18 protein-coding genes are annotated in these 25,106 nt (G+C 45.7%); 5 read left to right on the top strand and 13 right to left on the bottom strand.

Annotated elements, in window-relative coordinates:
• Positions 1–24 precede the first annotated feature (24 nt).
• The 3 genes from rpoC to NM125_RS09110 all read left to right on the top strand — a co-directional run bounded on the left by rpoC (position 25) and on the right by NM125_RS09110 (position 5,726).
• Positions 25–4,341 (top strand): DNA-directed RNA polymerase subunit beta', encoded by a 4,317-nt coding sequence (gene rpoC, locus NM125_RS09100; protein WP_255134587.1) that lies wholly within the window; start codon positions 25–27, stop codon positions 4,339–4,341.
• 560 nt (positions 4,342–4,901) lie between these two features.
• Complete coding sequence (locus tag NM125_RS09105) at positions 4,902–5,291, top strand: DUF1801 domain-containing protein (protein ID WP_255134588.1); 390 nt, start codon at positions 4,902–4,904, stop codon at positions 5,289–5,291.
• A 6-nt stretch (positions 5,292–5,297) separates the two neighbouring features.
• On the top strand, positions 5,298–5,726 hold the full coding sequence (locus NM125_RS09110; RefSeq protein ID WP_255134589.1) for a GNAT family N-acetyltransferase: 429 nt from the start codon (positions 5,298–5,300) through the stop codon (positions 5,724–5,726).
• Between the two features lie 67 nt (positions 5,727–5,793).
• On the opposite strand, the gene NM125_RS09115 is transcribed toward NM125_RS09110, so the two are convergent.
• Complete coding sequence (locus NM125_RS09115; RefSeq protein WP_255134590.1) at positions 5,794–6,210, bottom strand: DoxX family protein; 417 nt, start codon at positions 6,208–6,210, stop codon at positions 5,794–5,796.
• 85 nt (positions 6,211–6,295) lie between these two features.
• On the opposite strand from NM125_RS09115, the gene NM125_RS09120 reads away from it, so the two are divergent.
• The gene (locus tag NM125_RS09120) at positions 6,296–6,829 is read left to right on the top strand and encodes a class I SAM-dependent methyltransferase (RefSeq protein WP_255134591.1); all 534 of its coding nucleotides are present in this window, start codon (positions 6,296–6,298) and stop codon (positions 6,827–6,829) included.
• A 39-nt stretch (positions 6,830–6,868) separates the two neighbouring features.
• Here the strand turns inward: NM125_RS09120 and NM125_RS09125 are convergent, their stop codons facing one another.
• From NM125_RS09125 to NM125_RS09165, 9 genes are all read right to left on the bottom strand, one after another.
• A complete protein-coding gene (locus tag NM125_RS09125; RefSeq protein WP_255134592.1) occupies positions 6,869–8,419 on the bottom strand; it encodes a M20/M25/M40 family metallo-hydrolase in 1,551 nt (516 codons plus the stop codon).
• Positions 8,420–8,566: 147 nt separating this feature from the next.
• Positions 8,567–8,914 carry a rhodanese-like domain-containing protein gene (locus NM125_RS09130; protein WP_255134593.1) on the bottom strand — a complete coding sequence of 116 codons (348 nt, stop codon included), beginning with the start codon at positions 8,912–8,914 and terminating at the stop codon, positions 8,567–8,569.
• Between the two features lie 63 nt (positions 8,915–8,977).
• The gene (locus tag NM125_RS09135; RefSeq protein ID WP_255134594.1) at positions 8,978–10,114 is read right to left on the bottom strand and encodes an amidohydrolase; all 1,137 of its coding nucleotides are present in this window, start codon (positions 10,112–10,114) and stop codon (positions 8,978–8,980) included.
• 3 nt (positions 10,115–10,117) lie between these two features.
• Positions 10,118–10,501 carry a RidA family protein gene (locus NM125_RS09140; protein ID WP_349294186.1) on the bottom strand — a complete coding sequence of 128 codons (384 nt, stop codon included), beginning with the start codon at positions 10,499–10,501 and terminating at the stop codon, positions 10,118–10,120.
• A gap of 181 nt (positions 10,502–10,682) precedes the next feature.
• Positions 10,683–11,972: an aminotransferase class V-fold PLP-dependent enzyme gene (locus NM125_RS09145; protein ID WP_255134596.1), complete on the bottom strand. Its 1,290-nt coding sequence runs from the start codon at positions 11,970–11,972 to the stop codon at positions 10,683–10,685.
• Positions 11,973–12,256: 284 nt separating this feature from the next.
• The gene (locus NM125_RS09150; RefSeq protein WP_255134597.1) at positions 12,257–12,565 is read right to left on the bottom strand and encodes a YtxH domain-containing protein; all 309 of its coding nucleotides are present in this window, start codon (positions 12,563–12,565) and stop codon (positions 12,257–12,259) included.
• 155 nt (positions 12,566–12,720) lie between these two features.
• Positions 12,721–15,909 (bottom strand): efflux RND transporter permease subunit, encoded by a 3,189-nt coding sequence (locus NM125_RS09155; RefSeq protein ID WP_255134598.1) that lies wholly within the window; start codon positions 15,907–15,909, stop codon positions 12,721–12,723.
• A complete protein-coding gene (locus tag NM125_RS09160) occupies positions 15,906–19,037 on the bottom strand; it encodes an efflux RND transporter permease subunit (protein WP_255134599.1) in 3,132 nt (1,043 codons plus the stop codon). Before NM125_RS09160 ends, NM125_RS09155 begins: the two co-directional genes overlap by 4 nt.
• 2 nt (positions 19,038–19,039) lie before the next feature.
• Positions 19,040–20,392 (bottom strand): efflux RND transporter periplasmic adaptor subunit, encoded by a 1,353-nt coding sequence (locus NM125_RS09165; protein ID WP_255134600.1) that lies wholly within the window; start codon positions 20,390–20,392, stop codon positions 19,040–19,042.
• A 193-nt stretch (positions 20,393–20,585) separates the two neighbouring features.
• Between NM125_RS09165 and fsa the strand changes: the two genes are divergently transcribed.
• Complete coding sequence (gene fsa / locus NM125_RS09170; protein ID WP_255134601.1) at positions 20,586–21,245, top strand: fructose-6-phosphate aldolase; 660 nt, start codon at positions 20,586–20,588, stop codon at positions 21,243–21,245.
• 255 nt (positions 21,246–21,500) lie between these two features.
• On the opposite strand, the gene NM125_RS09175 is transcribed toward fsa, so the two are convergent.
• From NM125_RS09175 to NM125_RS09185, 3 genes are all read right to left on the bottom strand, one after another.
• A complete protein-coding gene (locus NM125_RS09175; protein WP_255134602.1) occupies positions 21,501–23,051 on the bottom strand; it encodes an amidase in 1,551 nt (516 codons plus the stop codon).
• 73 nt (positions 23,052–23,124) lie between these two features.
• Positions 23,125–23,445, bottom strand: coding sequence for a hypothetical protein (locus tag NM125_RS09180; RefSeq protein WP_255134603.1), 321 nt, complete (start codon positions 23,443–23,445; stop codon positions 23,125–23,127).
• Positions 23,446–23,618: 173 nt separating this feature from the next.
• Positions 23,619–25,097, bottom strand: a complete 1,479-nt coding sequence (locus NM125_RS09185) for a phytoene desaturase (RefSeq protein ID WP_255134604.1) — start codon at positions 25,095–25,097, stop codon at positions 23,619–23,621.
• Positions 25,098–25,106 lie beyond the last annotated feature (9 nt).

A 25,106-nucleotide genomic window follows, 5' to 3' on the forward strand; every position in this document is an offset into this window, starting at 1 on the left:
TGTTAATAATTTGGAGGAACATCCTTGCCAGTAACTAAGACATTAACAGTCACGAAAGATTTCGACAGCATTGGGGTATCCCTTGCTTCCGCGGAAACGATTTTATCTCGTTCCCACGGCGAAGTCTTGACTCCTGAGACAATAAACTATCGAACCTTTAAGCCGGAAATGGACGGTCTTTTCTGTGAAAAGATCTTCGGCCCGGTTAAAGACTATGAATGCCATTGTGGTAAATACAAGCGTATCCGCTACAAGGGAATTATCTGCGACCGTTGCGGTGTGGAAGTTACCCGAAAAGCTGTACGTCGCGAGCGAATGGGGCATATCACCCTTACCGTTCCTGTAGTACACATTTGGTACTTCAAATCTCTTCCTAACAAGATCGCTTATCTGCTTGGAATGAGTTCCAAGAACCTGGATAAGATCGTTTATTACGAGACTTTCGTAGTAATCAATCCCGGTGTGGCGCGTGACCTCGGTTATGCCCAGGGCGACATGATCTCTGAAGAAGAGAAATGGGATATTTTAGAACAGCTGCCTGAAGATAACCAGGAACTGGATGACGACGATGATGACAAATTCATCGTGAAGGAAGGAGCCGATGCTCTTGAAGCACTCCTCGGTGATCTGGATCTGGACGACCTGGCTTATAATCTGCGTTATGAAGTGAAGCATGAGACTTCACAAATGCGTAAGAAGAAAAAGCTGAAGCGTCTTCAGGTAATAGAGTCATTCCGTGCCGCCAACCAGCACACTGAAAACCGTCCCGAGTGGATGGTACAGAGCGTAATACCGGTAATTCCACCGGAACTTCGACCGCTGGTACCTCTTGAAGGTGGCCGTTTTGCAACGTCTGACTTGAACGATCTTTACCGTCGGGTGATCATCCGAAACAATCGTCTGAAACGATTGATTGATATTAAAGCTCCTGATGTGATTCTCCGAAACGAGAAGCGCATGCTGCAGGAAGCCGTTGATTCACTGTACGACAACTCAAGAAAATCAAACGCAGTACGAAACAACAACCGACCGCTTAAGTCACTTTCAGATATGCTGAAAGGTAAGAGTGGCCGTTTCCGTCAAAACCTTCTTGGTAAGCGTGTTGACTATTCCGGCCGTTCTGTGATTGTGGTAGGACCCGAGCTGAAAATGCATGAATGCGGTCTGCCAAAAGAGATGGCGGTTGAGCTCTACAAACCATTCATTATTCGACGACTTATTGAGCGTGGATATGTGAAAACGGTTAAGAGCGCCAAGAAAGTAGTAGACCGACGCGATGCCGTTGTATGGGAAGTTCTTGAAAATGTAATTGACGGACACCCCGTATTGCTTAACCGTGCACCAACCTTGCACAGGTTAGGTATTCAGGCATTCCAGCCGGTACTTATTGAAGAAAAAGCTATCCGACTTCACCCACTCGCATGTACAGCTTTTAATGCTGACTTTGACGGTGACCAGATGGCTGTTCACCTTCCATTGAGCCACGATGCGGTACTTGAAGCATCTGTGCTGATGTTAGGTTCACACAATATTTTATCTCCTGCGAACGGTGGACCCATTGCGGTTCCTTCTCAGGATATGATTTTGGGTCTGTATTACCTCACCAAGCCAAATGATGGCATGAAAGGTGAAGGCAAGACATTTGCCTCTCCGGCAGAAGTATTGGTTGCCTTCGATCAGGGTAAGATTGATACTCACGCCAAAATCAACGTTCGAATTCCGACGGTAAATGAGGATGGAGAAGTTGTCCATGAAGTGATTAAAACTTCTACCGGACGTGTACTCTTCAACCAGATTACGCCGAAAGAAATCCCATTCATCAACAAGACACTCGGTAAGAAAGAACTGAGAAATCTGATTGGTGATATTCATGCAATTGTAGGAACGGCGAAGACGTCCAGATTCCTCGATGACATGAAGAAACTCGGGTATGAAGAAGCGACCATTGGTGGTCTTTCTTTCAGCCTTGACGATATCATTATTCCTGATGCCAAAGGTGAGTTGATTACCAAGGCGAAGGATGAAGTGACTGATATCCAGGGACGTTACGAGATGGGTTTCATTACCGATAACGAGCGTTACAACCAGGTTATTGATAAATGGACCTCAACCACTAACCGTGTGTCTGAAACTCTGTTCTCAGCTCTTGCGAGCGACAGAAATGGATTCAACCCGGTATATATGATGGCGGATTCCGGAGCTCGTGGTTCTAAAGAGCAGATTCGTCAGTTAGGTGGTATGCGTGGTCTGATGGCGAAACCTCAGAAGAGTTCCATGCAGCAGGGCAATGAGGTAATTGAGAACCCGATTCTTTCTTCTTTCAAAGAGGGACTGACGGTACTTGAGTACTTTATCTCTACTCACGGTGCGCGTAAAGGTCTTGCCGATACCGCTCTTAAAACTGCCGATGCGGGTTATTTGACCCGTCGTCTGGTTGATGTTTCTCAGGATGTGATCATCAACGAGAATGACTGTGGTACCCTCCGTGGTATTAAGATGGCGGCTCTGAAAGACAACGAAGATATTATTGAGAGTCTCGAAGATCGTATTATCGGGCGTGTTTCACTCCACGAAATCTACGATCCGATTTCTGATGAATTGATCTGCGAAGCGAACCAGATGATTGATGAGTCTGTAGCTTCCAAGATTGCCGAGACTTCTATCGAAGAAGTAGAAATTCGTTCAGTACTTACCTGTGAAACCGGACGTGGTGTATGTGCCAAATGTTATGGCCGTGACCTAGCACGGGGAACCGTAGTTGAGAAAGGGGAAGCCGTAGGGGTTATCGCCGCTCAGTCTATTGGTGAGCCGGGTACACAGCTGACCCTTCGAACCTTCCACGTTGGTGGTACGGCATCTCGTCTGGAGGCTGAATCTCAGCATAAGACGAAATTCGAAGGTAAAGTAGAATTTGAAAACGTTCGCGTTGTGGTTTACAACGACGGTGAAGAAGAGCACAATGTGGTTCTTTCACGTGCCGGCGAAATCAAGATCGTGAACGACGAAGGTAAAGTTCTCATCAACTACAATGTGCCTTACGGTTCAGAGATGTTGGTTGAGGAAGGCGATGTGGTACCTAAAGGAGCCGTGCTCTGTAAGTGGGATCCATATAATGCCCTTATCTTCTCCGAAATTGACGGTACCGTTGAGTACAAAGATATCATCGACGGAGTGACTTCGTCTGAAGATACCGATGCTCAAACCGGTCACCGCGAAAAAGTTATTACCGATTCCAAAGATCGTTCGCTGGTACCAACCCTTGTGATCAAAGGAACCAAAGACCGAATCCGCGAAAATACACTGCCTGTTGATACCCACATCGTTATTGATGACGGTGCCAAGGTTGAAGCCGGTCAGGTTATCGCTAAGATTCCGCGCGCTACATCCAAGTCTAAGGATATTACCGCCGGTCTGCCGCGTGTAACTGAATTGTTTGAAGCACGTTCCCCAAGCGAACCTGCCGTTGTTTCTGAAATTGACGGTATTGTTGAAATGGGTGGACGTAAGCGTGGTTCACAAGAGGTATTTGTGAAATCCAAAGACGGTACGGATGAGAAGAAATATCTGATCTCGCTGAGCAAGCACATCTTGGTTCAATCCAATGACTTTGTGAAAGCAGGACAGCCTCTCTCAGACGGTACTATTCCGGCTCAGGATATTCTGAATATTCTCGGACCTTATGCAGTACAGTCGTATCTCGTGAACGAAATTCAGGAGGTTTACCGACTACAGGGTGTGAAAATCAATGATAAGCACATTGAGGTTATTGTACGCACCATGATGCAGAAGGTGGAAATCACCGATCCGGGCGATACCATGTTCCTTGAAGGGGATAAAGTGGATCGCTTTGAAGTGAACATCAAAAACGACGAGCTGATTGGTAAGTTTGTAGTAACCAATCCGGGCGGTTCTGATCTCAAGAAAGGAGCTATCCTCGATCGTCGTGAAGTAAGAGATGTAAACAACGAGCTGATTAAAGAAGGTGTAGAAGAACTCGAAACCCGTGAAGCAGAACCGGCTATTTCTAAGCCAATTCTGTTGGGTATTACTCGAGCTGCACTTTCAACCGATAGCTGGTTGTCAGCTGCTTCCTTCCAGGAAACAACCAAGGTACTTACTCAGGCTTCTATTGAAGCCAAGAAAGACTTCCTCCGCGGACTCAAAGAGAATGTGGTGGTTGGACATAAAGTGCCTGCCGGTACCGGTCTTCGCGACTACAACGACATCGTTGTTGGGTCTAAGAAAGACATGGAAGAAGGAGACGAAGAAATCGCCAAGGTATTTGAAGAACTTGGCGGAAGTGAAAACGGTGAAAGCGAAACCGCCGAAGCCGAAGATTAATCACTTCAGCAGCACTTCGTTAACCGAAGTAGCATAAATAAAATTAAAGCCCCGCACATTTTTTATGTGCGGGGCTTTTTATATGCATGAATTTTGTTCAGGTTTGTAGATGTTGGGTAATTCACGAATAAGAGCTTGAATGTGTTTTCTTTGACGACGTAATTATTGGGTATAAATAGCTCCGCCCTTCAGGGTGGGGACAAATAAACCAGTATAAAACCCAAGTATTATTGGATGAAAAAGCTCGGATAGTTTTCGCCGGGTTGGGCAATTCATTTTTTAAAGGCTATTTAGCCAAAGCTTCGGATATCGATGTTACGTAATCGACAGTGGGGCGAAGCTTATTCATGTTCTTTTTTAACACCGTCCTGAAGGACGGAGCTATTTCTGTTCTAATTGCCCTTCATCGGTTTTATTATGAAATCATCAATTATACCACCAAGTTCAGGGTGACAACCTATCTATCACAATATACCCTTAGCTACTTAGTGAAGGGTAAAGCTTGTTTATTACGACTTAATTTTGCTATTTCTGATTAGCTTATTATTAAGCCAATCATAATGAACACAGCCACTAAAGCCTACAATGATGACCAGTCACCTGCCGACAAGGAAATATGTGATGCATTGGCCGGGCTAATCAACACCTATTTACCTGACGCTGAGAACAAAATCTGGCATGCTCACCCGGTTTGGTTTCTGGATGGAAATCCGATTGTAGGATATAGCAAGCTTAAGGATTGTGTGCGGCTTTTCTTTTGGAGCGGACAATCTTTTGAAGAAAAAGAGTTGAGCAAATCAGGATCATTTAAAGCTGCTGAAAAACGATATACTTCGGTAGATCAGCTCAATAAAAAGGATATAAAGCGATGGATTGAGAAATCAAGAGACATCCAATGGGATTACAAAAACATCGTAAAAAGAAAAGGAAAGCTGGAACGGCTGAAGTGAGTACCTATGAAACCCGCGAAATTGACCCCATTTGTAAACGATCCCGGTGAAGAATTAGAGTTTGCTGTCGATCAGTTAAGAAAATACAATCGGTCTTTTACGGGCCCTTTTGAAAGTGAGCAGTTCGGGTTTATAGCAAGTAATGATTCCGGAGAGGTAGTTGGGGCAGTACATGGTAACACCGAATGGGATTGGGTATTTATAAAGCATCTGTGGGTCAGAGAAGACTTCAGAGGAATGGGACTTGGTTCAGATCTTATGGAGGCTATCATCAGGGAGTCCAACAAGAGAGGACGCTATAAGTACTATCTTTCAACTTTTGAATTTCAGGCTCCAGAATTTTATAAAAAACTGGGTTTTGAGATATTTGGCACATTGCCAGGAGTGGCCGGAAAATACGATTCATTTTACCTTAAAAGAGAAGACAGAAAATGAATCCGAAAAATGAAAAAGCCATCCTGAAGAAGGATGGCTTTTAAGAACGGTCATAGCTACTGTTAAATTAAATAGGGGCCGCATCGGATTTGTCACCGCCGGATGAGCCAAGCATATCATCCAGAGAATATTTCCCGGTTCCCATCATAGATAAAGCAAGGCTGGTTAGCAGCAACATGAGTTCCAGTCGCATTCCGCTGAAACCATTATCGCCGCCCATCTTAACGGTGAGTATAGCCACCAGCATGGTGAAAGCCAGTAATATGCCCGGAATCTCAACTTTGTAACCAACCAATACCATAATGCCGCCAACAAATTCGACCAGGGCTACCACCCAGGCCATCACTCCGGGAAGGGGGATGCCAATATTTCCGAAAAATCCTTGCACTCCTTCTATTCCGGAAAGCTTACTCCATCCCGCAATTATGAAAATCACACCAACACCAATACGTAACAGTAACTTTGCTAAATCTTTATTCTTCATCAGTACTCCTGTTTGGGTTTAAGGGTCTCAATAATCTATTTTAAAACGGGTAAACTTCAAAAGAAAAAGTTTAATGTCTAACTAAATGACGCAATCCGAAGCAAGAAGGCTAATTGAAGAAGCCGGGTTTAACAAAAATGAGCCGGAGAAATGGGCAGATCTCGGTTGTGGAAGCGGACTTTTCAGCCATGCCTTAGCTGAGCTTCTGCCAAGAGAGAGTGAAATTCTAATGGTGGATAAGGTCAATCAGGCTCCCATAAAATCTCAGATGGGCGGAGTACATTTAGAGTTTCTGCAAATAGATTTCAACGAACAATCTCTTCCGGATAGCAATTTTGACGGAATTCTGATGGCCAATTCACTTCATTATGTGAAAAATAAAAAGCCCCTTATACAAAAGTTAAAGACGCATCTTTCAGAAAATGGCCGGCTGATCATCGTTGAGTATGATACTGTTCAGTCCAATCCCTGGATTCCATATCCTATAAATCTTAAACAACTGGAGCAATTATTTGTGGAGGCAGAATTCGAATCGGTAAGAAAAATCGGGGAGCGGCCGTCCAGGTACGGACAAAAGAATATGTATGCTGTTGAAGTGCTTTTGACCAATGACCAGTGACCAAAATTGAATTCAGTCACTGGTTCAGGTCAACACAAATTAGTTTCCGCCGTCCCGGTTTGCCGTACGCGGTGTGGGCCAGGTCATTTGCTCACCGGTTCTTCGGCTGATCGGTAACACAGCTTTATCGCGAGGGAAAGTCTCGGGATCTTCGCTGGCCATATAAGTTAAAACTGCCGTCAGGATGGCATTATTCCGTACATCATCGAAAACGATTTTATCATAAGTATCGCGATTGGTATGCCAGGTATAGTTCCAGTAGCTCCAGCTTAACGAGCTAAGAGAAAAACCGGGAGCTCCGGCTGAAACAAAAGAAGCATAATCAGAACCGCCACCACCGGGAGTTCCTGGAAAAGTGGTTTCAATATGTCGGGTGATATCGCGGGGTACAGCTTCCAGCCATCGCCCTAAAAACTCATAAGCATGCAGGAACCCCTGCCCGGATATGCGGACCACACGTCCGGTTCCATTATCCTGATTAAACAAGGCCTGCATATTGTCAACGATTTCAGGATTATCTTCCACAAAAGCCGTTGATCCGTTAAGGCCTTGCTCTTCACTTCCCCACAGTCCGACAATAATCGTACGTTTTGGGTTTGGGTACACTTCTTTCAGAATTCGCGCAGCTTCCATCATGGTAATGGAGCCGGTGGCGTTATCGGTGGCTCCGGTCCCGCCGTCCCAGGAATCGTAGTGAGCTGAAAGGATAATGTACTCGTCCGGTTTTTCTGAGCCGGGAATGGTAGCAATGGTATTGAAAGTCGGAACTTTACCCAGTTTTTTAGATTGGGCATTTACTTTAATGACAGGATCATCTCCATACTCAACCATTCGATAAAGCATGCCATAATCTTCAAGGGCAAGGTCTATTACAGGCACTTTTTCGGTGCCCGCACTGAAGATTTTATTCACACCAAATCCACTTGACCAACGGGATTGGATAATACCTGCTGCTCCTGCTTCTTCCAGAACGGAGAGCACTTCGCGGGAGTTGTAGCCAATTTTTGTGAAGCGTTCGCGCCAGGCATCTTGCATGGCATCACGCTCTTCTTTCATTTTTTGGAAGGATTCTTCAGTCGCGTATTCTTCCCAGTTGTAATCCGGGCGGCCGGTGGGCTGCATCATAGAAACCAGGATGAATTTTCCTTTGATGGTTTTAAGCCATTCTTCAAATGCGGCTTTGTTTTCTACATCAGGGATGATATCCAGTTTGCCTTCTACTCCACCTTTTTTGGTGGCAGGACTCCAGGCAAGCTGCATTCCTTCCAGCGAAACCACCCGGGGTGAAACCAGGTCAACATGGGTAATGCCACGTTCCCATCCCTGCCACTGGCCAAACTGCTGATTTTCTGCTGAGATTCTCCATTCTTCAAATTGCTCAACGGCCCATTCATGAGCGTGCTGCATTTGAGGTGTTCCAACCAGTCGAGGGCCGATCACATCCGTGAGCTGATGAGCCAGGTATTCCAGCTGTGAATTTTCAGTGGCCTCTTTTACGATGGCATCCACCATTTCGTCGGTCGTTTGAGCATGGACCAGTCCGAATGGCAGCGACATCACTATACATACAATAAGTGCGATTCTTTTCATGAATCCTTTCTCCGATTCTGTCAGTTAAAATTAATCGGAGAATATATTCTATAAACGGGTAAAAGGGAGAGGCTGTAATTTCTTTTTACGAATAAAAAAACCGCCTCAAAAGAGACGGTTATTGAAAATAGTTTATGAATATAAAATTCAGACTTCAGTTCCGGTCAATTCATACCCGGCTTGTCGCCAGCCTGCAAGGCCTTCTTCAAAGTCACTGACGTTGGTGTATCCCATTTCTTCCAGCTTCTGTGCAAGATTTGGCGATGCGTCACAGTCTGAATTTGCGCAATACACAATGATTTCAGCGTCCATAAATGGGATTACTTCTTTCGCCAGTTCTGCGTTTTCCGTGGGTATATTAATGGAGCCCGGAATATGTTTAGCGAGATAGGCATCGCGTGATAATGCGTTGATGATGATCGGGGCAAATTCACCGGTCATTTTGCGATGTAAAGTTTCTGCGTCTGTTCGTTGAAGTGTTGCTGTAGCCGTCATAATCTTTGTTTTTAGATTCGACTTCTTACTTCACCTTCACAACAAATCATAGCCTGCTCGCATTCAGAGCAGGTTCTCTTTATAAATGGAAAAGAAAGTGTGGGCGGCCGGTTCTATAATATCATCGGGAAAATCATATCCGGGATTATGCAAAGGAAGCAGGTTTTCGCCGGCTCCGAATCCAAACTGAGCGCCTTTATTGGTAGCTGTGAAATAGGCAAAATCTTCTGACCAGTTATTGGGATGATCCATCTGTTGAACCGTGAGCTCATTGGTTTTTGCTGAGTCTGAAATCATGCTTACGCAATCCGCATCATTAAGCGTAGCAGGATAGATTTCAGAATAACTCCATTCGAAATCCAGCCCGTTTTCCTCAGCCAGCTTCGCAACAATAGCTTCCGATTTATTACAAAGGAGATCAAGGTCTTCGTTTTGGTAGGCTCTCAGAGTTATGCCCATTTCCAGGCTGCCCGGTGAAACACCAAAGGCAACTTCCCCTAATCGTATGTAGATAAGGGTGGCTATGGTATGATCGGAAAAAGCCGAGCGGTTATCATTTGCCAGCTCCAGAATTTGGTCAATAATGTGAGTGGCCGTGTTGTATGGATTCAGTCCGTTTTGAGGTTCGGCTGCGTGTGATGTCCTTCCTTCCAGCTTTACTGTAAAACCACAGGAAGCGGCTGTGAAACTTCCGGTCTTCAGCAGTACAGTATTCTTTTTGACGCCGGGAATATTGTGAAGGGCAAAGATATAATCCGGGGAAAGCGCATGAAATTCTTTGGACTCAACCACATCTTTAGCACCGAGGTAATTTTCTTCAGCCGGCTGAAAGAGCAAAACGACTTTCCCTTTCTTGGGTCGGTTTTCAGATATAAGCTGCCCCAGTCGGGCAACGATGGCCATGTGCCCGTCGTGCCCGCAAAGGTGGGCTACTCCGGGTATAGATGAACGGTAGGCCAGGTTCGACTTTTCCTGGATTGGGAGGGCATCAAGTTCGCACCGGAAGACCAGGGTTTTGCCCGGTTCCTCTCCTTCAAACACAAAGGCTTTCCCGGTTTTTGAAATCGATATTTCATCATCGGGATTCAGTGCATTGATGAAGGCTGAGATTCGTTTGGAAGTCTCAAACTCCAGGTTCGATAACTCAGGGTAGCGATGAAGGGTGCGTCTCAGGTTGATGACATCTTGTAAATCGGACATAAACTAATTTTTTACAGCAGTAACCATGATTTCTACTTTAGCATCCAGGGGAATTCGGCTGACTTCAACAACCGCCCGTGCCGGTGGATTTTCGGGAAAGTACTGAACATACACTTCATTGAATGCCGAATAATCATTCATGTCATCCAAAAATACCTGCGCCTTTACCACATCCGACATTTCATAACCGGCGGCCTTTAATACTGCCCTGATATTCTTCAGCGTTTGATGGGTTTGAGATTCAAGGTCATCTCCGGCAAGCTCGCGACTTTCGGGTATCAGGCCTATTTGTCCCGACAGGTAAAGTGTATTGCCTACTTGAATGGCTTGTGAATATACCCCCACAGCAGCCGGAGCATTATCGGTATTAATGATTTTCTTTTGTATCTCCGTGCTGGTCTCTGATTCAATCTCAACGCAGGAGGTAAATACCCCTGCAATTATCAGGCAGAAAAGAAGTGGTATATAGGTGAAGTATTCTATCGTCATGTATTCGGCATTTTAGAGTTTGAGATGCTGAATGTATTTCAGCTTCTGAAAATAATTAGGTGGTTGGCCAACTATCCTGCTAAACCTTTTTAATCTGGTCTTTCATAGCACCCACAAAACGGTCAATCTCTTCCCTGGTCGTATATACATTTGGTGTTACGCGGATGCCTCTAAACTGCTCGTGATTAATAGGGGTGGTGATGATTCGGTAATCACTCCATAAGGTACTGTTTAGTTCGTTAGGCTCCATTCCTTTAATTTCAACTGTAGCAATTCCGCAGGCGTATTTTGGATTCCGGCTGGTATGTAAAACAACTTTATCGCCATCCACGATCTCATCAATCCAAAGGTCATTCAGGTATTTGAGGCGGGCCTCTTTTCGGGATGAACCGATTCCCTCATGGAAAGTCAGAGCTTCCCCGATGGCTAAAAAATTTGCCGCGGGGTGGGTACCGATTTCTTCGAATTTCCGGATGTCTTCGTCCTGAGATTCTGCTGCTGCCATCAAAGGCCATAAGTCTTTAATCTTATCTTTGCGAACGTAAAGCATACCCGTTCCATGAGGGGCAAAAAGCCATTTGTGAAGGCTGGTTGTATAATAATCACAATCCAGATCAGCATGATCGAATTCGAAATGTGCATAAGCGTGGGCTCCATCCACGATAACCGGGATTCCCTTTTTGCGTGCCATGTGCACCACCTTTTTAACAGGAAGAATTTGCCCTGTCAGGTTGATGATATGGCACATCAAAATCAGTTTGGTATTTGGGGTGATGGCTTCCTCAAATCGCCGGACAATCTCAGCATCATCTTCGGCCGGAACCGGGATGCTGATTTGATTTAGTTTGATGCCTTCCCGCCGTTCCCGCTGTTTGAATGTGTTGATCATTCTGGGGTAATCCTGATCGGTTGTAAGTACTTCATCGCCCGGATTAAGGTCGAAGCCGAGCTGGCAAATTTGGAGGCTTTCTGAGGCGTTTCTGGTGATTGCAATTTCCTCAGTGTCAACTCCAAAGTTGCGGGCCAGCCGCTGGCGAACGCCTTCTCTTCTGGGTTCAAGTATCCTCCACATGTTATAAACCGGGGCCTGATTGGAGAAATCCAGATGCTTCTTCATAGCTTCTTGTACAAAAGCCGGGGAAGGACTAACCCCTCCGTTGTTCAGGTTGATCAGGCTTCGATCTACGGTAAAGGCTTGTTGTACCTGGGCCCAGAAATCTTCATTCCGGGCAATTTCTACAGCGGTTCCTGAGTAGGAGTCAAGCTTTTCTTTAAGCTTTTCGGTCTTCATTGGGTTGAAAAAAGCCCCGGCCGTCAGTGCAGCAGCTCCACTGCCAATTTTTTTCAAGAACTGTTTACGTGTTTCCATTGCTGATCCCCCTGTTAGTGTTGTTTGGGAATTAGCCATAGATAGGCAAAAAAGCAAGCCGGATTATAGGGGGGATATTGGAACTTGTAGTCTTTCTGTAGATGTCAGAAAATTCGGGCAAACGAATTTGAATGTTTTTTTAAATCATATATGATCGGGTATAAATAGCTCCGACCTGAAGGACGGAGCTATTTATGATATAGCTTCCCATCTTTGGGTAATAAAAAAGCCCTGCACAATTTCTTGGGCAGGGCTTTAAGTTCTTAAAAATGGATGCGATTCGATCAGCCTTTCTTCTTAGCCGTTTCGATAGACTCCAATAAATCTTCGGCTTCTTTGATCAGTCCTTCTGCTTTTTCTTTGGCATCAAGGACGACTTTATCACCTTTCTCTTTGGCTTCAGAAACTAAAATTTCTTTTTCCTCTCGAAGCTGTTCGATTAAGTCATTCAGCTCATCGTAATAGTTGCTGAGCCTGTATGAAAGCCGGTCTCTGGTGTTTTTGCCTGTATCCGGAGCATAAAGCAGTGCAATAGCAGCACCAACGAGAGCTCCTGAAATAATTCCTGATATATAATCTGATGATCTACTCATAATTCTTTCTCCTTTTTTTAATCTAAACAAGTATAGCGCAAACAAGTTCCAAATTCCAAGTCTCAGCGCGATTTTTATCCAAAAATAAAGTCGCTCCTGACATTCATAAATGCCAAGCCCGCATTAAGATACCTAACCGCAGATTGGGTAATTAATTACGCTTCCACTGCGGTTTTGTTACTTCTGAATAATGCCTTAAACCACTCTATCGTCATGCTCAATGAAACAGAGATAATTGGTGTGATAAATAGTGTAAGAGCTGAGCCAAACAGCAAGCCGCCGATTACAGCTTTAGCTAATGGCGACCAGGTTTGTGCTCCGGAACCAACTTCCAGTGAAAGCGGAATCATGGAGCAGATAGTGGTAATAGCCGTAAGCAGGATGGGTCGCATACGTCTTCGACAGGCCTCTAAAATATTTTTTAACAGAACAGAATCTTTATTCGTCGGCTTTTCTTTCCAGAAGAAAACAGGAATGAAGAGATTCTGCCAGCGAACCGACTTACGGTTCAGCATGTCATATTCCATGCCTTTGGTGTACAGGTGCATATAATCTACGAGTACAATCCCGTTATTGACGATGATACCCACCAGCATAAATATACCTATTTGCGATGTAGTACTGAGCGGATCACCAATCAGAAATAGATACGCTAACGCTCCAAACATGGCAAGGGGAATGCAGAGCCAAATAACGAATGGGTCCCGGAAGTTTTCGAACAGGGAAGCCATGATCATAAACATGAGTACGAGCGCTGCCAATAAAGCAAAGGCAAACTCGGACTGACCTTCCTGAGTTTCACGGGTGCCGCCGGTAAATTCATAGCGATATCCTTCGGGCAGCACCACTTCCGTTTCAAGGAATTCCCGGATAATCGGCTCATACTCAATTGCATTTCCCTGAATCTGAATGTTTACATCCAGCACTGTTTCGCGGTCTCGTCGTGAGAAGGAATCCACTCCGCGAGTCGGTACAAACTCACCAACGGCTGCAACTGGTATCCGTTGATCGCCCACCTGGAATACTTCGAGGTCAAACAAGTCTTCGCGACTGGTTAACGCCTGTTTTTGTGTTCGTACTTCAATGGGGATTTCACGTCCTTCTGCAATATAATACCCGGCTTGATTGCCCAGCGTCTGAGTTCGGAGCGCTCCGGCAATGGTTCCAAGATTTGTACCCAGTAAACCCAGGCGTTCCCGGTCGGCGATAAAATGCAGCTCCGGGGTAGGATCAGTTCTTCCGTTATCAACTGAAATGACGGTTGGATCTTGTAACAACCGGGCATCTATTTTGTTTGAAATGGCAACAAGCTGATCGATTTCAGGACCAATCAGACTTAAACGGATGGAGCCACCTCCGGAATCCCAGCCGCGCCCGAATCGTAATCCACCACCTTCAACACGAACCCGAACGTCCACTCCGGGAGAGGTCAATTCCTCCCTCAAAAATACAGCAAAGTCGTTGGTGGTTTGTTCTCTTTGGGTTTCAGAGACCAGAGTTACACTTATTTCCCCTCTATTGGTTTGTTCTCTCCATCTGCTTCGCCCGATGGATGTTATCATGGTTTCAACTTCAGGCATTTCACCGATACGGTCGCTGAAGTTCTCCATGATGTTTGCCGTTTTGGTAAGCTTACTTCCCTCCGGCAAACTTATATCGATATCGATCTGGCCGGAATCAGACTCCGGAAAACCTTCTTTCGGGATGTTGGTGTATAACATGAAGGTTCCGGCCATGATAGCAACCATGGCTAACAGAGAAATCCATTTATGGTGAAATAACCAGCCAAGCGCTTTTGTGTATCCTCTTTCCAGTTTTGAGATGCCACGGAATGCCAGATTTTTGGTATTGAATTGCTTGGCATCGAGGGCCAGTAAGGAAATTACAGGCACCAAGATGATGGAAGACAGGAAGGAAAAGCCGATGGCAAAACAGATGGTGTAGGCAAATTCCCGGAAGAAAGCACCCTGAGTTCCAGAAATCAAAATAATGGGTATGAAAACACCAAGCGTGGTCAGCGTTGAGCCAAGCAATGCTCCAATTACTTCGTTTGTACCTTCCAGTGCCGCTTTGAACCGGGGAAGACCATCCTCGAGTTTACGTGCAATACTTTCGGTTACCACGATTGAATTATCCACCAATAGTCCGATTGCGAGGGCCAGGGCTGAGATGGTGAGGATATTCAGTGTAAGGTCGGCTGCGTACATTGCCGCAAAACTGGCAGCGATTGATACCGGAATGGAACAAGCCACTACCAGAGAAATTCTCCATCCTCCCATAAAAATCAGGATTACTAAAATAACTACAACCAAAGCCCCGAGAGCCGACTGCGATAAATTATTTACGGAATCTTCAATGGTTTGTCCTTCATCAGAAAGAACCTGAAGTACGACGCCGGGAGGTAAAATATCATTGATTTCCGGCACTACTTCTTTCACCGCGTTTACGACATCGAGCGTATTGGCATCTGAGTTTTTTTGCACATCAACAGATACGCTGTTTCGTCCGTTAACTCTTACCAGGCTCGTTACTTCGGTGAAGCCATCGCTGACATCAGCCACGTCTTTTACCCGAATGGGGACACCGTTTTCGGCTATGGTTACAATGGTATTAGCAATCTGCTCTACATCCTGATAGGTGGATTGTGCCCGTACGCTATAATTGATTCGGTCTGCTACAACATTACCAATGGGCAGCTGCACATTGTTACTTCGGAGGGCACTTTCAATATCAGACGGAACCAGGTTGTGCTGCGCCAGTTTCATGGGGGTTACATCGATGTAGATACGCCGTTCGAGTCCGCCCTGGGTTTCTGCCGAAGCCAGTCCTTCAATCCGCTCAAGCCGGGTCTCGACCAGTTCGAGCCCGATATTTCGAAGTTCGTCGAGTCCACGGTTTTCGGCATCGATACTGAGCCGCATAATGGGCCTGTTTTCCGGATCAAACTGGAAGATTACCGGTTCCTGTGCCTGCTGTGGAAGTTCACCCCGGATTTCATCAATCGCCTTTCTGACTTTGAGCTCGGTTTTACGGATGTCGGTGCCTTCTCTTAGTCGTAAAATCACAAATGCATTTCCGCGACTTACACGTGCCTCAAGGGTTTCAATTCCTTCAATTCCCGAAAGGGCTCCTTCAATCGGGTCAACAATTATCCGGTTGATGTCTTCCGGGGCTACGTTCTGGTATCCCGATGAAACAGCAAGTACCGGAATATTGAATGAGGGGTAGAGGGTCACTTTGAGGTTAGTAAGGGAAAACACGCCGAAGCCAATCACAATAAGGGTCATCATGATGACGGTGATCGGGCGCTGTAAAATACCTCCGGCTACGCTGAATTTTTTCATGCGAGTGCCTCCTGTGGTTTGTTGGCAAGGGGATCAATTTTATGAACGGCATCAAATCCTAAACGCTCAACCAGGCTGTTGATGATGTTGTAGAAGCAGGGAACTACGAAAAGCATTAAAAGGGTACTCATGGATAAGCCACCGATAACAGTTCGAGCCATCGGGCTCCAGGTTTCTGAACCGGATCCCAACTCAAGAGCAAGCGGCACCATCGACAGGATCGTGGTGAATGCCGTCATCAGAATCGGACGAAGCCTTCGTGTTGCCCCTTCGGCAATAGCTTTGTGGCGTTCCATACCGCGTGCCTGCAAAATTTTGATGTAATCAATCATAACAATTCCGTTGTTCACCACTATTCCTGTAAGCAGGATTAAGCCTACCATAGAGGTAACGCTTATACTGGTTCCGGTCATCCATAGCATGAGTAAAACGCCGGTGAGGGCAAGCGGAATGGTTAAAATGATGATGAAAGGTTCCACCAGGCTTTCAAACTGAGAAGCCATGACCATGTAGGTCAGTATTCCGGCAATCATGAAGGCAATCATCAAAAAGTTAAACGACTCGGCTTGCTCTTCAGCTGTTCCGGCAATTTCGTAGCGGTATTCATCGGGCCAGTCAACTTGATCAAGCAGTCCGCGAGCCTCGGCTGTAGCTGCTTTCAGATCAATGCCGGACAATTCGGCGGTCACTTCTGTTACTCTTTCCTGATCTATTCGCAGAACATTGGTCGGCCCGGAATAACGCTCTATACGGGCCAGGTTTTTGAGAGGCATCCACGTTCCGTCCGGTGTTTGAATCTGTATGTTGGAGAGGTCAACGGATTGGGATTTATCCATGGGGTCAAGCTCTACAACCACTTCAAATTCCACTCCCTGATCTACAAAGGCAGTTGCGACATTTCCTTTAACGGCATTGCTTACGGCAGTGGCAACCTGGTTGGTATTCATCCCAACCCTGGAAATACGCTCCCGGTCCATGATAAGGCGTAATTCCGGGCGTCCCTGGTCGGATGTACTGAACACGCTGTTGATACCATCCACCTGCAAAAGCTTTTCCTTCACGCCGTTGGCCAGCTCTTCTTTTGTGACCGGATCATATCCAAAAATTTGAACGATCAGTCCGTTTTCGCCATCGGGACTAAGCGGGTCAATAATGATCTCCTGGATTTCAACACCGGGTACAATTTGCAGCTTCTCCAATAACGATGAGGTGATTTCAAACTGTGAACGATCACGCTCGTTTTGCGGCACCAGTTCCACCCGAACCGTACCGGTAAAGCCACCTGGATCATCAGCTCCTTCAATTCCTTCTTTATCTCCATAGTCGGATACAACCAGCCGGGCTTCGGGTACTTCCTGCTGAATGATACTTTCAACCTGGGTTATAGAGCGTTCGAGTTCAAAAAGGTTTACGCCGGGTTCACGCTGTACTTCAAGGGTGAAGGCATTTTCATCAACGCGGGGAAAAAATTCACCCCCGATTACATAAAAAAGCGGGAGACTAACCAGGAATAATACAACCGCTCCGCTTACAACTAATCCACTTCGGTCAAGGACTTTATCCAGCTGCTGGTGATAGGTTGACTCCACCCGATTTAGTATATCGCTGAAGAACCTGGCAATTTTGTTTTTGGCTTCAAACGATTGCGCTTTTTCTTTAAAGAACTGAGAAGTCATTAACGGGATTAATGTCAGCGCTACTAATGAGGAAATAGCCAGGGAGAATGAAATGGTTAAGGCAAGGTCACGGAATAAGAATCCGGCAATTCCCGGTACAAACAGGATGGGAAGGAATACCACTAAGGTGGTTAAGGTTGAAATAACAACGGGTACGGCTACTTCTTTAGCTCCCTTTACCGAGGCTTCATTACGGTCGGCTCCCTGCTCCCTGAAACGGAATATATTCTCCAGAACAACCACGGCATCATCTACGACCATCCCCACGGCCAGGGTCAGCCCCGATAAGGAAATGATATTCAGGCTCAGGTCGGCAATATCCATCACCGTAAAGGTGGTAATGATGGAAACGGGAATAGAGATGGCTATAATCAATGCCGAGCGTCCGCTTCGCAGAAAAGCCAGTAGAATCAAGACAACCAGCACCACAGCCTGAATTCCGGTTAGCAGTAGGTTACTGATAGACTGCTCAATGAAATCAGCTTTGTTGGTGAGTACCGAAATTTCGATGTCGTTTGGAAGGCTTTCTTTGATATCATCGAGCCCGCCTACAACAGCATTAGCCGATGAAACTACATTGGCATCACTCTGACGATACACATTCAGAATCACTCCGTTTTCTCCATTGATGTGCACGTTCCCGATAGGTTGTGCGATTCCGTCTTCTACATTAGCTACATCTTTCAGTAGTAATGGCTGCCCTTCACGAACAGTGATAATGGTATTTCGAATCTGATCTACATTTTTGAACTCTCCGATGGTTCGCAAAGAGTAAATGGTATTCCCTTCAGTAAGCTGACCGGCAGGAACCTGTATATTTTCTTGCTGAAGCTTGGAGGCAATGTCGGATATACTGAGGTTGTACAGCCGCATTTTCTCATTATCGATCTGCACATTAATTTGACGCTCTAAGCCCCCGGAAGTCTCGACCGAAGCAATACCATTAATACGTTCAAGGCGCTGCTCAAGCACTTGTTTGGAGAACGTACGCAGGTCACGTTGGCTGCGTGCATTGGAAGTTAACGTGAGAACCACAATCGGTTCCTGGTTGGGATCGTAAGAAAACACGAGCGGGGTCTCGGCATCGTCAGGTATGGATCGTTCCACAAACCCGAGTTCTTTCCGGACATCATTCTCAGCTTGGTAGAGATCGGTTCCCCATTCAAAGTTGAGCTTCACGACAGATGCACCCTGGCTGGAGAGAGACCGGACTTTTCTAATACCGCTGATACTGCCAACCGACTCTTCTATAGGCCGTGTTACCAAGGTTTCGATGTCTTCTGGAGCTACGCCTTCATAACCGGTATAAACCGTGATAGTTGGGAAAGAAACATCCGGGTACAGATTTAATCTCAGGTTTTGTAATCCATAGAACCCAAACCCCAGCAGGATCAGGGTGGACATTAAAAACGTAATCGGACGATCAACCGCTAATTTGGAAAGAGATCCCATGCTTATTGTCCGTTTGAAGTTGAATCAGCTTGTTGTTGCCTTAGCTCACGCAGGTAAGCCATGCGTTCCTCGCGCGACATGTTCTGCATTTTCTCGCGGGCAGCAGCGCGTTCTTCATCCGTCATATTCATATTTGCCAAAGGGGCTTGTCGTCCACTCTCGTTTGCATTCCCTCCAATTTGACGTTCCTGAGGAGCTTGAAACTGATCGCCGGTAGCTACATTAATTCGGGCGCCATCATCCAGGCCGCTTTGTCCGGTTACGATAATTCTGTCGTTAGGCAGCAATCCACTCAGTACTTCAATTCGATCGCCTTGTTCAATACCTAATTCGAGTTCTCGTCGCTCGGCTACTGAATCTCCACGGGATACAAAAACCGAATATGAACGTTCCAACTCAATGGTGTTAGATTCCGGGTTAATGACTGTTTCAACCTGTTCAACCAGGGCACTTCGCGGAACAATAAGCGCACGGTCTTTGGTGGTGATGTTGATGACATTCTCAGCCAAAACACCGGGGTAAACGGCATTTCCTACAGAGGTTAGCGTGATGACCACTTCTCCAAGTCCGGTGGTAGCATCCAGTTGCGGACTTTTTCGCGAAACTACGCCTTCAGCGCTTATCCCACTTTCATTAGAAATACGAAGACTCACTTCCTGCCCAACTTTTACCGCACGCCAATCCTGAACGGGGAGGTATATCCGTGATTCATATCCGTTGGTACTGGCAATCTGAAATAACTCCGTTCCGGTAGTTGCTAAATCTCCAACCTCTAAAGCACGGTTTGTAATTACCCCATCAACCGGAGAACGGACAATGGTATTATTAAAATCTTCCTGGGCTTGCGTGAGGGATGAACGTGCAGACTCAAACTGGGCTCTGGAGCTCTGGTAAGCAGCCTGGGCAATATCCAATTCCGATTCACTGGTTAAATCCCGTTCCATCAGGCTTTGTTGCCGTTGGTATTCGGCACTATCACGACGAAGGGCAATCCGGCTTTGTTCTAACTGAGATTCGGCCTGGCTCAGCTGGTCGCGAAAGGTAGCATCGTATATTTTAGCGAGTGCTTCTCCCTGGCGAACGGTATCCCCGAGATCCACATAAATTTCAGTAATCCGGTTGCTTACCTGAGGCAAAACTGAGATTTCGTTCTGGGCTTTTACGTTCCCGAAAGAGCGAACCTGATCGGCTATTTGACCAACTTCAACTTCATTGGTTTCCACACTGGTAGCTTGTTGTGACCCGTTTCCACCAAACCTCGAAAAGTTGGATTGGCCGCTTTCATTGGAATTGTCATTGCCACAGCTAATTAAAAGGATGCTAAGAGCAGCAATTTGTAAATAGGATATTTTCACGTTCTCCGGATTGAATTTTTTGTCTTTACTTTTAGAATCTTAGAGTCAACAAAACAAGTTCATTATAAAGTTCGGGTTTACAATGTCTTGTTTTGTAAAAAAAAGGAAATTAATAGTTACAGGATGTAACAAGATTGAGAGGAAATGAATTCTTATCTTAGATGATAAATAACAATCAAACTTTCGCTCATTTATGAAATTTTTTATAGACACTGCTGATCTCGATGAAATTAAGGAGGCCAATGACCTCGGAGTGCTTGACGGGGTGACCACCAACCCAAGCCTTTGCGCAAAAATTGGTGTTCGGGATTTTGAAGGGCACATCGCTAAAATTTGTGAAATGGTAGCCGGCGATGTCTCAGCTGAAGTTGTTTCAACCGAGTACAATGAAATCGTGGAAGAAGGGCGGAATATTGCCAAGATTGCCGATAACGTAGTGGTAAAAGTTCCTTTGATTAAAGACGGCATCAAGGCTATTAAAACCTTTTCAGAAGAAGGCATCAAAACGAACTGTACGTTATGCTTTTCTCCTACCCAGGCACTGATAGCTGCGAAAGCCGGAGCCACGTATATCTCTCCTTTCTTGGGCCGCCTGGATGATATTTCTACCGATGGAATGCAGTTGATTCGTGACATCGTGACCATTTATGATAATTACGGATACGAAACAGAAGTGCTGGCTGCGAGTATTCGCCACCCTATGCACCTGCTGGAATGCGCCAAAGAAGGAGCCGATGTTGCCACCATGCCTCTTAGCGTAATTAAGAGTCTGCTTAAGCATCCTTTGACTGACATTGGCCTGGATCGTTTCCTGGCTGATTGGGATAAGCTTCAAAAAAGCCTGGAAGAATAATTAAGAATAGATTAGATAGCTGAAGAAGCTTATTTAGATTTTATAGAGAAAAAGCGGAGGGGTTTTCCTCCGCTTTTTTTATGTCCATCAATTCCGATGCTGTAAAATAATGTTGGAAAACAAAGATAGTCCAAGCGGACGCTTGAACTATTTCTAAGAGTGCATATCAGGCTTTTGAGTTTTTAAATCAATGAATGCATGGTTTAACCATTTAGTTAAAGTATATAGTTAAACCTTTTGATCATGTGATTTAATTTATAGTTCCGGTGCTTTTCTAACCTTGGTGGCCTGTTCAAATCCATAGGCAATTTCCAGAAGCAATGGTTCACTCCAGGCTCTGCCGAAGAAAGAAATTCCAACCGGAAGGCCGTCAATATATCCCATGGGTACGGTAATGTTTGGATACCCGGCGCGAGCAGCCGGTGAACTTGATGAAACCGCAAAGTTATCGCCATTGGTCAGGTCGGTTTTCCAGGCAGGTCCGCCGGTAGGTCCGATGATTGCATCCAGGTTATTCTCATTCATTACTTTGTCGATGCCTTCTTCTCGGGTGAATTTCATCATCCGGGATAAAGCATTGGTGTACTCCTCGGAATTGAGATCTCCTTTTTCGCTGGCAGTAATCAGCAAGTCATGATCGAAGTAGTGCATTTCAGCGGAATCGGCAAGGGTGGAATCGACCAGCTCAGCCATCGTTTTAACCGGAGCGTCATCACCCAGTGAAGCAAAGTATTTATTCAGTCCGTCTTTAAATTCATAAAGCAATACCTGGAATGAATCACCGCCAACATTCTCTGCAGAAATACGATCAATCTCGATGACCGTGGCTCCACGGCTTTCCAATAAGCGAACGGTTTCATGCATCAGGGTATCCACGCGATGATGTCCGCCCAGCGAGCCGGTCCACAAACCAATTCGTTTACCTTCCAAGCCATCAGCATTTAAAAATTGGGTATAATCGGTATGAAAGTTTCCTTCACTGGCGGTGGTTTTAGAGTCTGCTTCATCCATGCCAACCATAGTTCCGAGAGCGATGGCAGCATCCTCAACGGTTCGGGCCATAGGTCCGGGTGTATCCTGGGTGTGAGAAATAGGAATGATTCCTGAACGGCTCAATAACCCAACCGTTGGTTTGATACCCACCAACCCGTTTGCTGAAGAAGGACAAGTAATGGAGCCATTCGTTTCTGTACCGATAGCAAAGACGGCCAGGTTAGCCGAAGCTGCGGCTCCTGAACCGGCACTTGACCCGCAGGGGTTTCGCGTTAAATCATACGGGTTGTGAGTTTGACCGCCCAAAGCACTCCATCCGCTGGATGAAAAGCTGCTGTGAAAATTTGCCCATTCACTCAGGTTGGCTTTGCCAATAATGATGGCTCCGGCATCCCGTAGTTTTTGAGTGATGAAAGCATCCTGATCCGGAACAGATCCTTTCATGATATTTGCCCCTGCTGTGGTCGGCATATCGTAGGTGTCAATGTTGTCTTTCAATACAACGGGAATTCCGTGCAAAGGGCCTCTTTTGGTGCCCGCTTGCAGTTCTTGATCCAGCTGCCGGGCTACATCCATAGCTTTTGGGTTGATGTATATCATCGAATTGAGCTGAGGCCCGAATTGGTCGATTGCTTCAATGCGCTTCAGGTAGGCATTGGTTACATCCTGAATAGTGAAGTCACCGTTCTCATAACCGGCTTGTAATTCAGAAATGGTTATTTCTTCCAGGTCAAGCTGATGGTAGCCGGACTGTGGCTCGCAGGCCACTATTAATAGTGAGATCGTAACAAGAGAAAGCAGAAGTTGTTTCATAGGTACAGTAAGGTTAATCCAGTATTGTGGATGGAATATACAAGGGAAGGGGAGTATTTCCAGTATAGGATTCCTACTGAAAGGACAGCAATAACAAAATCGCGAAAATGATATTGGGAATGGTACCGTATTTGGCGTCTTCCCATGCGCCGATAATTAGAACCTGGGAAATGAGAATAGCAGTAAAGCCAAGCCCGATATAGTATGAGTTTCCGGCTAAATACAGGTTTACAGCCGAAATGACGAGAATAAAGCTGATCATCCAAAATATACCTGCCTGCCGGGAAATAGGCCGCTTAAAGTCTTTGATATCGGCAAGTTGAAATGCTTTTAAAAAACCAAGAAGATGGATAAGGCCGTGGATGGTCATGAAAATAGCGAAGGCAGTTTTCATCTTGACTCCTTTTCTGGTTTGAAAGTGCCTTACGTTACCGACCTTACATTAAGATTTGATGAAAAAAGCAGAAGAATTCAGCCTATAGAATAAAAGGTGCCATGTCCTCGCAACGCTTTCAGGCCGTTCGGGCGCTGAATGCGTTGCTACGGATGAATTGGGTTTTCTGTGTGCTAAGCCTTGCCGATCAAATTCTGGGCAATGATGGATGAAGAAAGCACGCCCGGTAAGCCGGCTCCGGGATGGGTTCCCGCTCCAACAAAATAGAGATTATCCACGTCTTCCGATTTATTATGCGGACGAAACCATGCCGACTGTGTCAGAATGGGCTCTACGGAAAAAGCAGATCCTTTATAGCTGTTCAGTACATCCTGAAAGTGCAACGGATCGATATAATGTTCGGCGATAATGTTCTCCTGAAGGTCCGGCAAGTAGTTTTCCTCCAGAAAGTCCATAATGGCGTCCCGGTATTTGGGCGCCATTTCGTTCCAATCGGTGCCGCTGTCTAAATGGGGAACCGGCGAAAGCACATAGAATCCTTCACAACCTTCCGGCGCCATCGAAGGATCGGTAATGGTTGGCATGTGCAGGTAAAGGGAAAAGTCGTCAGCCAAATGTTTTTTATGGAAGATGTCATTAAGCAAACCCTTATAGCGCTCTCCCAAAATAATGTTGTGGTGAGCCAGGCCGGAATCCAGGTATCGTTTTTTTGTTCCAAAGTATATCACAAAAAGAGACATGCTGTATTTTGTTCGCTCAATCTTGCGGTCGGTATATTTCTTACGGTGCTTGGGATTAATCAGGTTCTTATAGGTAAATGCCACATCAGCGTTAGAAACGATTTTATCAGCCTGTAGCTCTTCTCCGTTCTTAAGTCTTACCCCTTTGGCCTTTCCATTAGCGATCAGGATCTCATCCACTTCAGCTTCGGTATGGATGATGCCGCCTTGCTCAAGAATCAGTTTTTCGAGGGCATTGACGATAGCTCCGGTTCCGCCCATGGCATAATGAACGCCCCACTCACGCTCCAGGTAGTGAATCATCGCATAGATAGAAGTTGTATCAAAAGGGTTGCCACCTACCAGCAGCGGATGAAATGAAAAGCACCGGCGCAGAAATTCATCATCAATAAACTGCTGAACGTACTTGTAAACCGTTTTATAAGACTGAAGCTTGATCAGGTCCGGGGCCACCTTCAGCATATCGGTAAACTTCAGGAAAGGCTTGTCGGCAAGTTCCACAAAGCCTTTGTCGAAAATAGCCTTCGTGGTTTTAATGAATTTCTCATAGCCTTCTACATCATCAGGATTTCGTTTTCTGATTTCTTCCAGCGTAAACTCATGGTCATTGTTGTAGTCAAAGTGCTTTCCCTCCGCATCAAAAATTCGGTAAAACGGATCGCAGGGTACAAACTCTACATAATCTTCCCGCTTTTTGCCGGCGGCTTCAAAAATATCATCAAACATAAATGGAGCCGTGATTACGGTGGGGCCTCCATCAAATTTAAAGCCGTTCTTTTCGTACACGTACGCACGTCCACCCAGTTTGTCTCTTTTTTCGAGGATGGTGACATCATGGCCGGCAGACAGTAATCTGGAAGCTGCGCCTAAGCCGCCGAATCCGCTTCCTATTACAATGATTTTCTTTTTCATTGACAAAAT

Origin of the sequence: Gracilimonas sediminicola, assembly GCF_024320785.1 — a bacterium.
Lineage (GTDB): Bacteria > Bacteroidota > Rhodothermia > Balneolales > Balneolaceae > Gracilimonas > Gracilimonas sediminicola.

What these genes read in the sequence shown, in the direction of transcription:
- NM125_RS09115 (WP_255134590.1), bottom strand. Translation starts at nt 6,210, where the DNA reads ATGAAGAATAAAGATTTAGCAAAGTTACTGTTACGTATTGGTGTTGGT.
- NM125_RS09125 (WP_255134592.1), bottom strand. Translation starts at nt 8,419, where the DNA reads ATGAAAAGAATCGCACTTATTGTATGTATAGTGATGTCGCTGCCATTC.
- NM125_RS09145 (WP_255134596.1), bottom strand. Translation starts at nt 11,972, where the DNA reads ATGGAAACACGTAAACAGTTCTTGAAAAAAATTGGCAGTGGAGCTGCT.
- NM125_RS09175 (WP_255134602.1), bottom strand. Translation starts at nt 23,051, where the DNA reads ATGAAACAACTTCTGCTTTCTCTTGTTACGATCTCACTATTAATAGTG.
- NM125_RS09110 (WP_255134589.1), top strand. Translation starts at nt 5,298, where the DNA reads ATGAAACCCGCGAAATTGACCCCATTTGTAAACGATCCCGGTGAAGAA.
- NM125_RS09130 (WP_255134593.1), bottom strand. Translation starts at nt 8,914, where the DNA reads ATGACGGCTACAGCAACACTTCAACGAACAGACGCAGAAACTTTACAT.
- NM125_RS09155 (WP_255134598.1), bottom strand. Translation starts at nt 15,909, where the DNA reads ATGAAAAAATTCAGCGTAGCCGGAGGTATTTTACAGCGCCCGATCACC.
- NM125_RS09135 (WP_255134594.1), bottom strand. Translation starts at nt 10,114, where the DNA reads ATGTCCGATTTACAAGATGTCATCAACCTGAGACGCACCCTTCATCGC.
- NM125_RS09185 (WP_255134604.1), bottom strand. Translation starts at nt 25,097, where the DNA reads ATGAAAAAGAAAATCATTGTAATAGGAAGCGGATTCGGCGGCTTAGGC.
- fsa (WP_255134601.1), top strand. Translation starts at nt 20,586, where the DNA reads ATGAAATTTTTTATAGACACTGCTGATCTCGATGAAATTAAGGAGGCC.
- NM125_RS09150 (WP_255134597.1), bottom strand. Translation starts at nt 12,565, where the DNA reads ATGAGTAGATCATCAGATTATATATCAGGAATTATTTCAGGAGCTCTC.
- NM125_RS09105 (WP_255134588.1), top strand. Translation starts at nt 4,902, where the DNA reads ATGAACACAGCCACTAAAGCCTACAATGATGACCAGTCACCTGCCGAC.
- NM125_RS09180 (WP_255134603.1), bottom strand. Translation starts at nt 23,445, where the DNA reads ATGAAAACTGCCTTCGCTATTTTCATGACCATCCACGGCCTTATCCAT.
- NM125_RS09120 (WP_255134591.1), top strand. Translation starts at nt 6,296, where the DNA reads ATGACGCAATCCGAAGCAAGAAGGCTAATTGAAGAAGCCGGGTTTAAC.
- NM125_RS09160 (WP_255134599.1), bottom strand. Translation starts at nt 19,037, where the DNA reads ATGGGATCTCTTTCCAAATTAGCGGTTGATCGTCCGATTACGTTTTTA.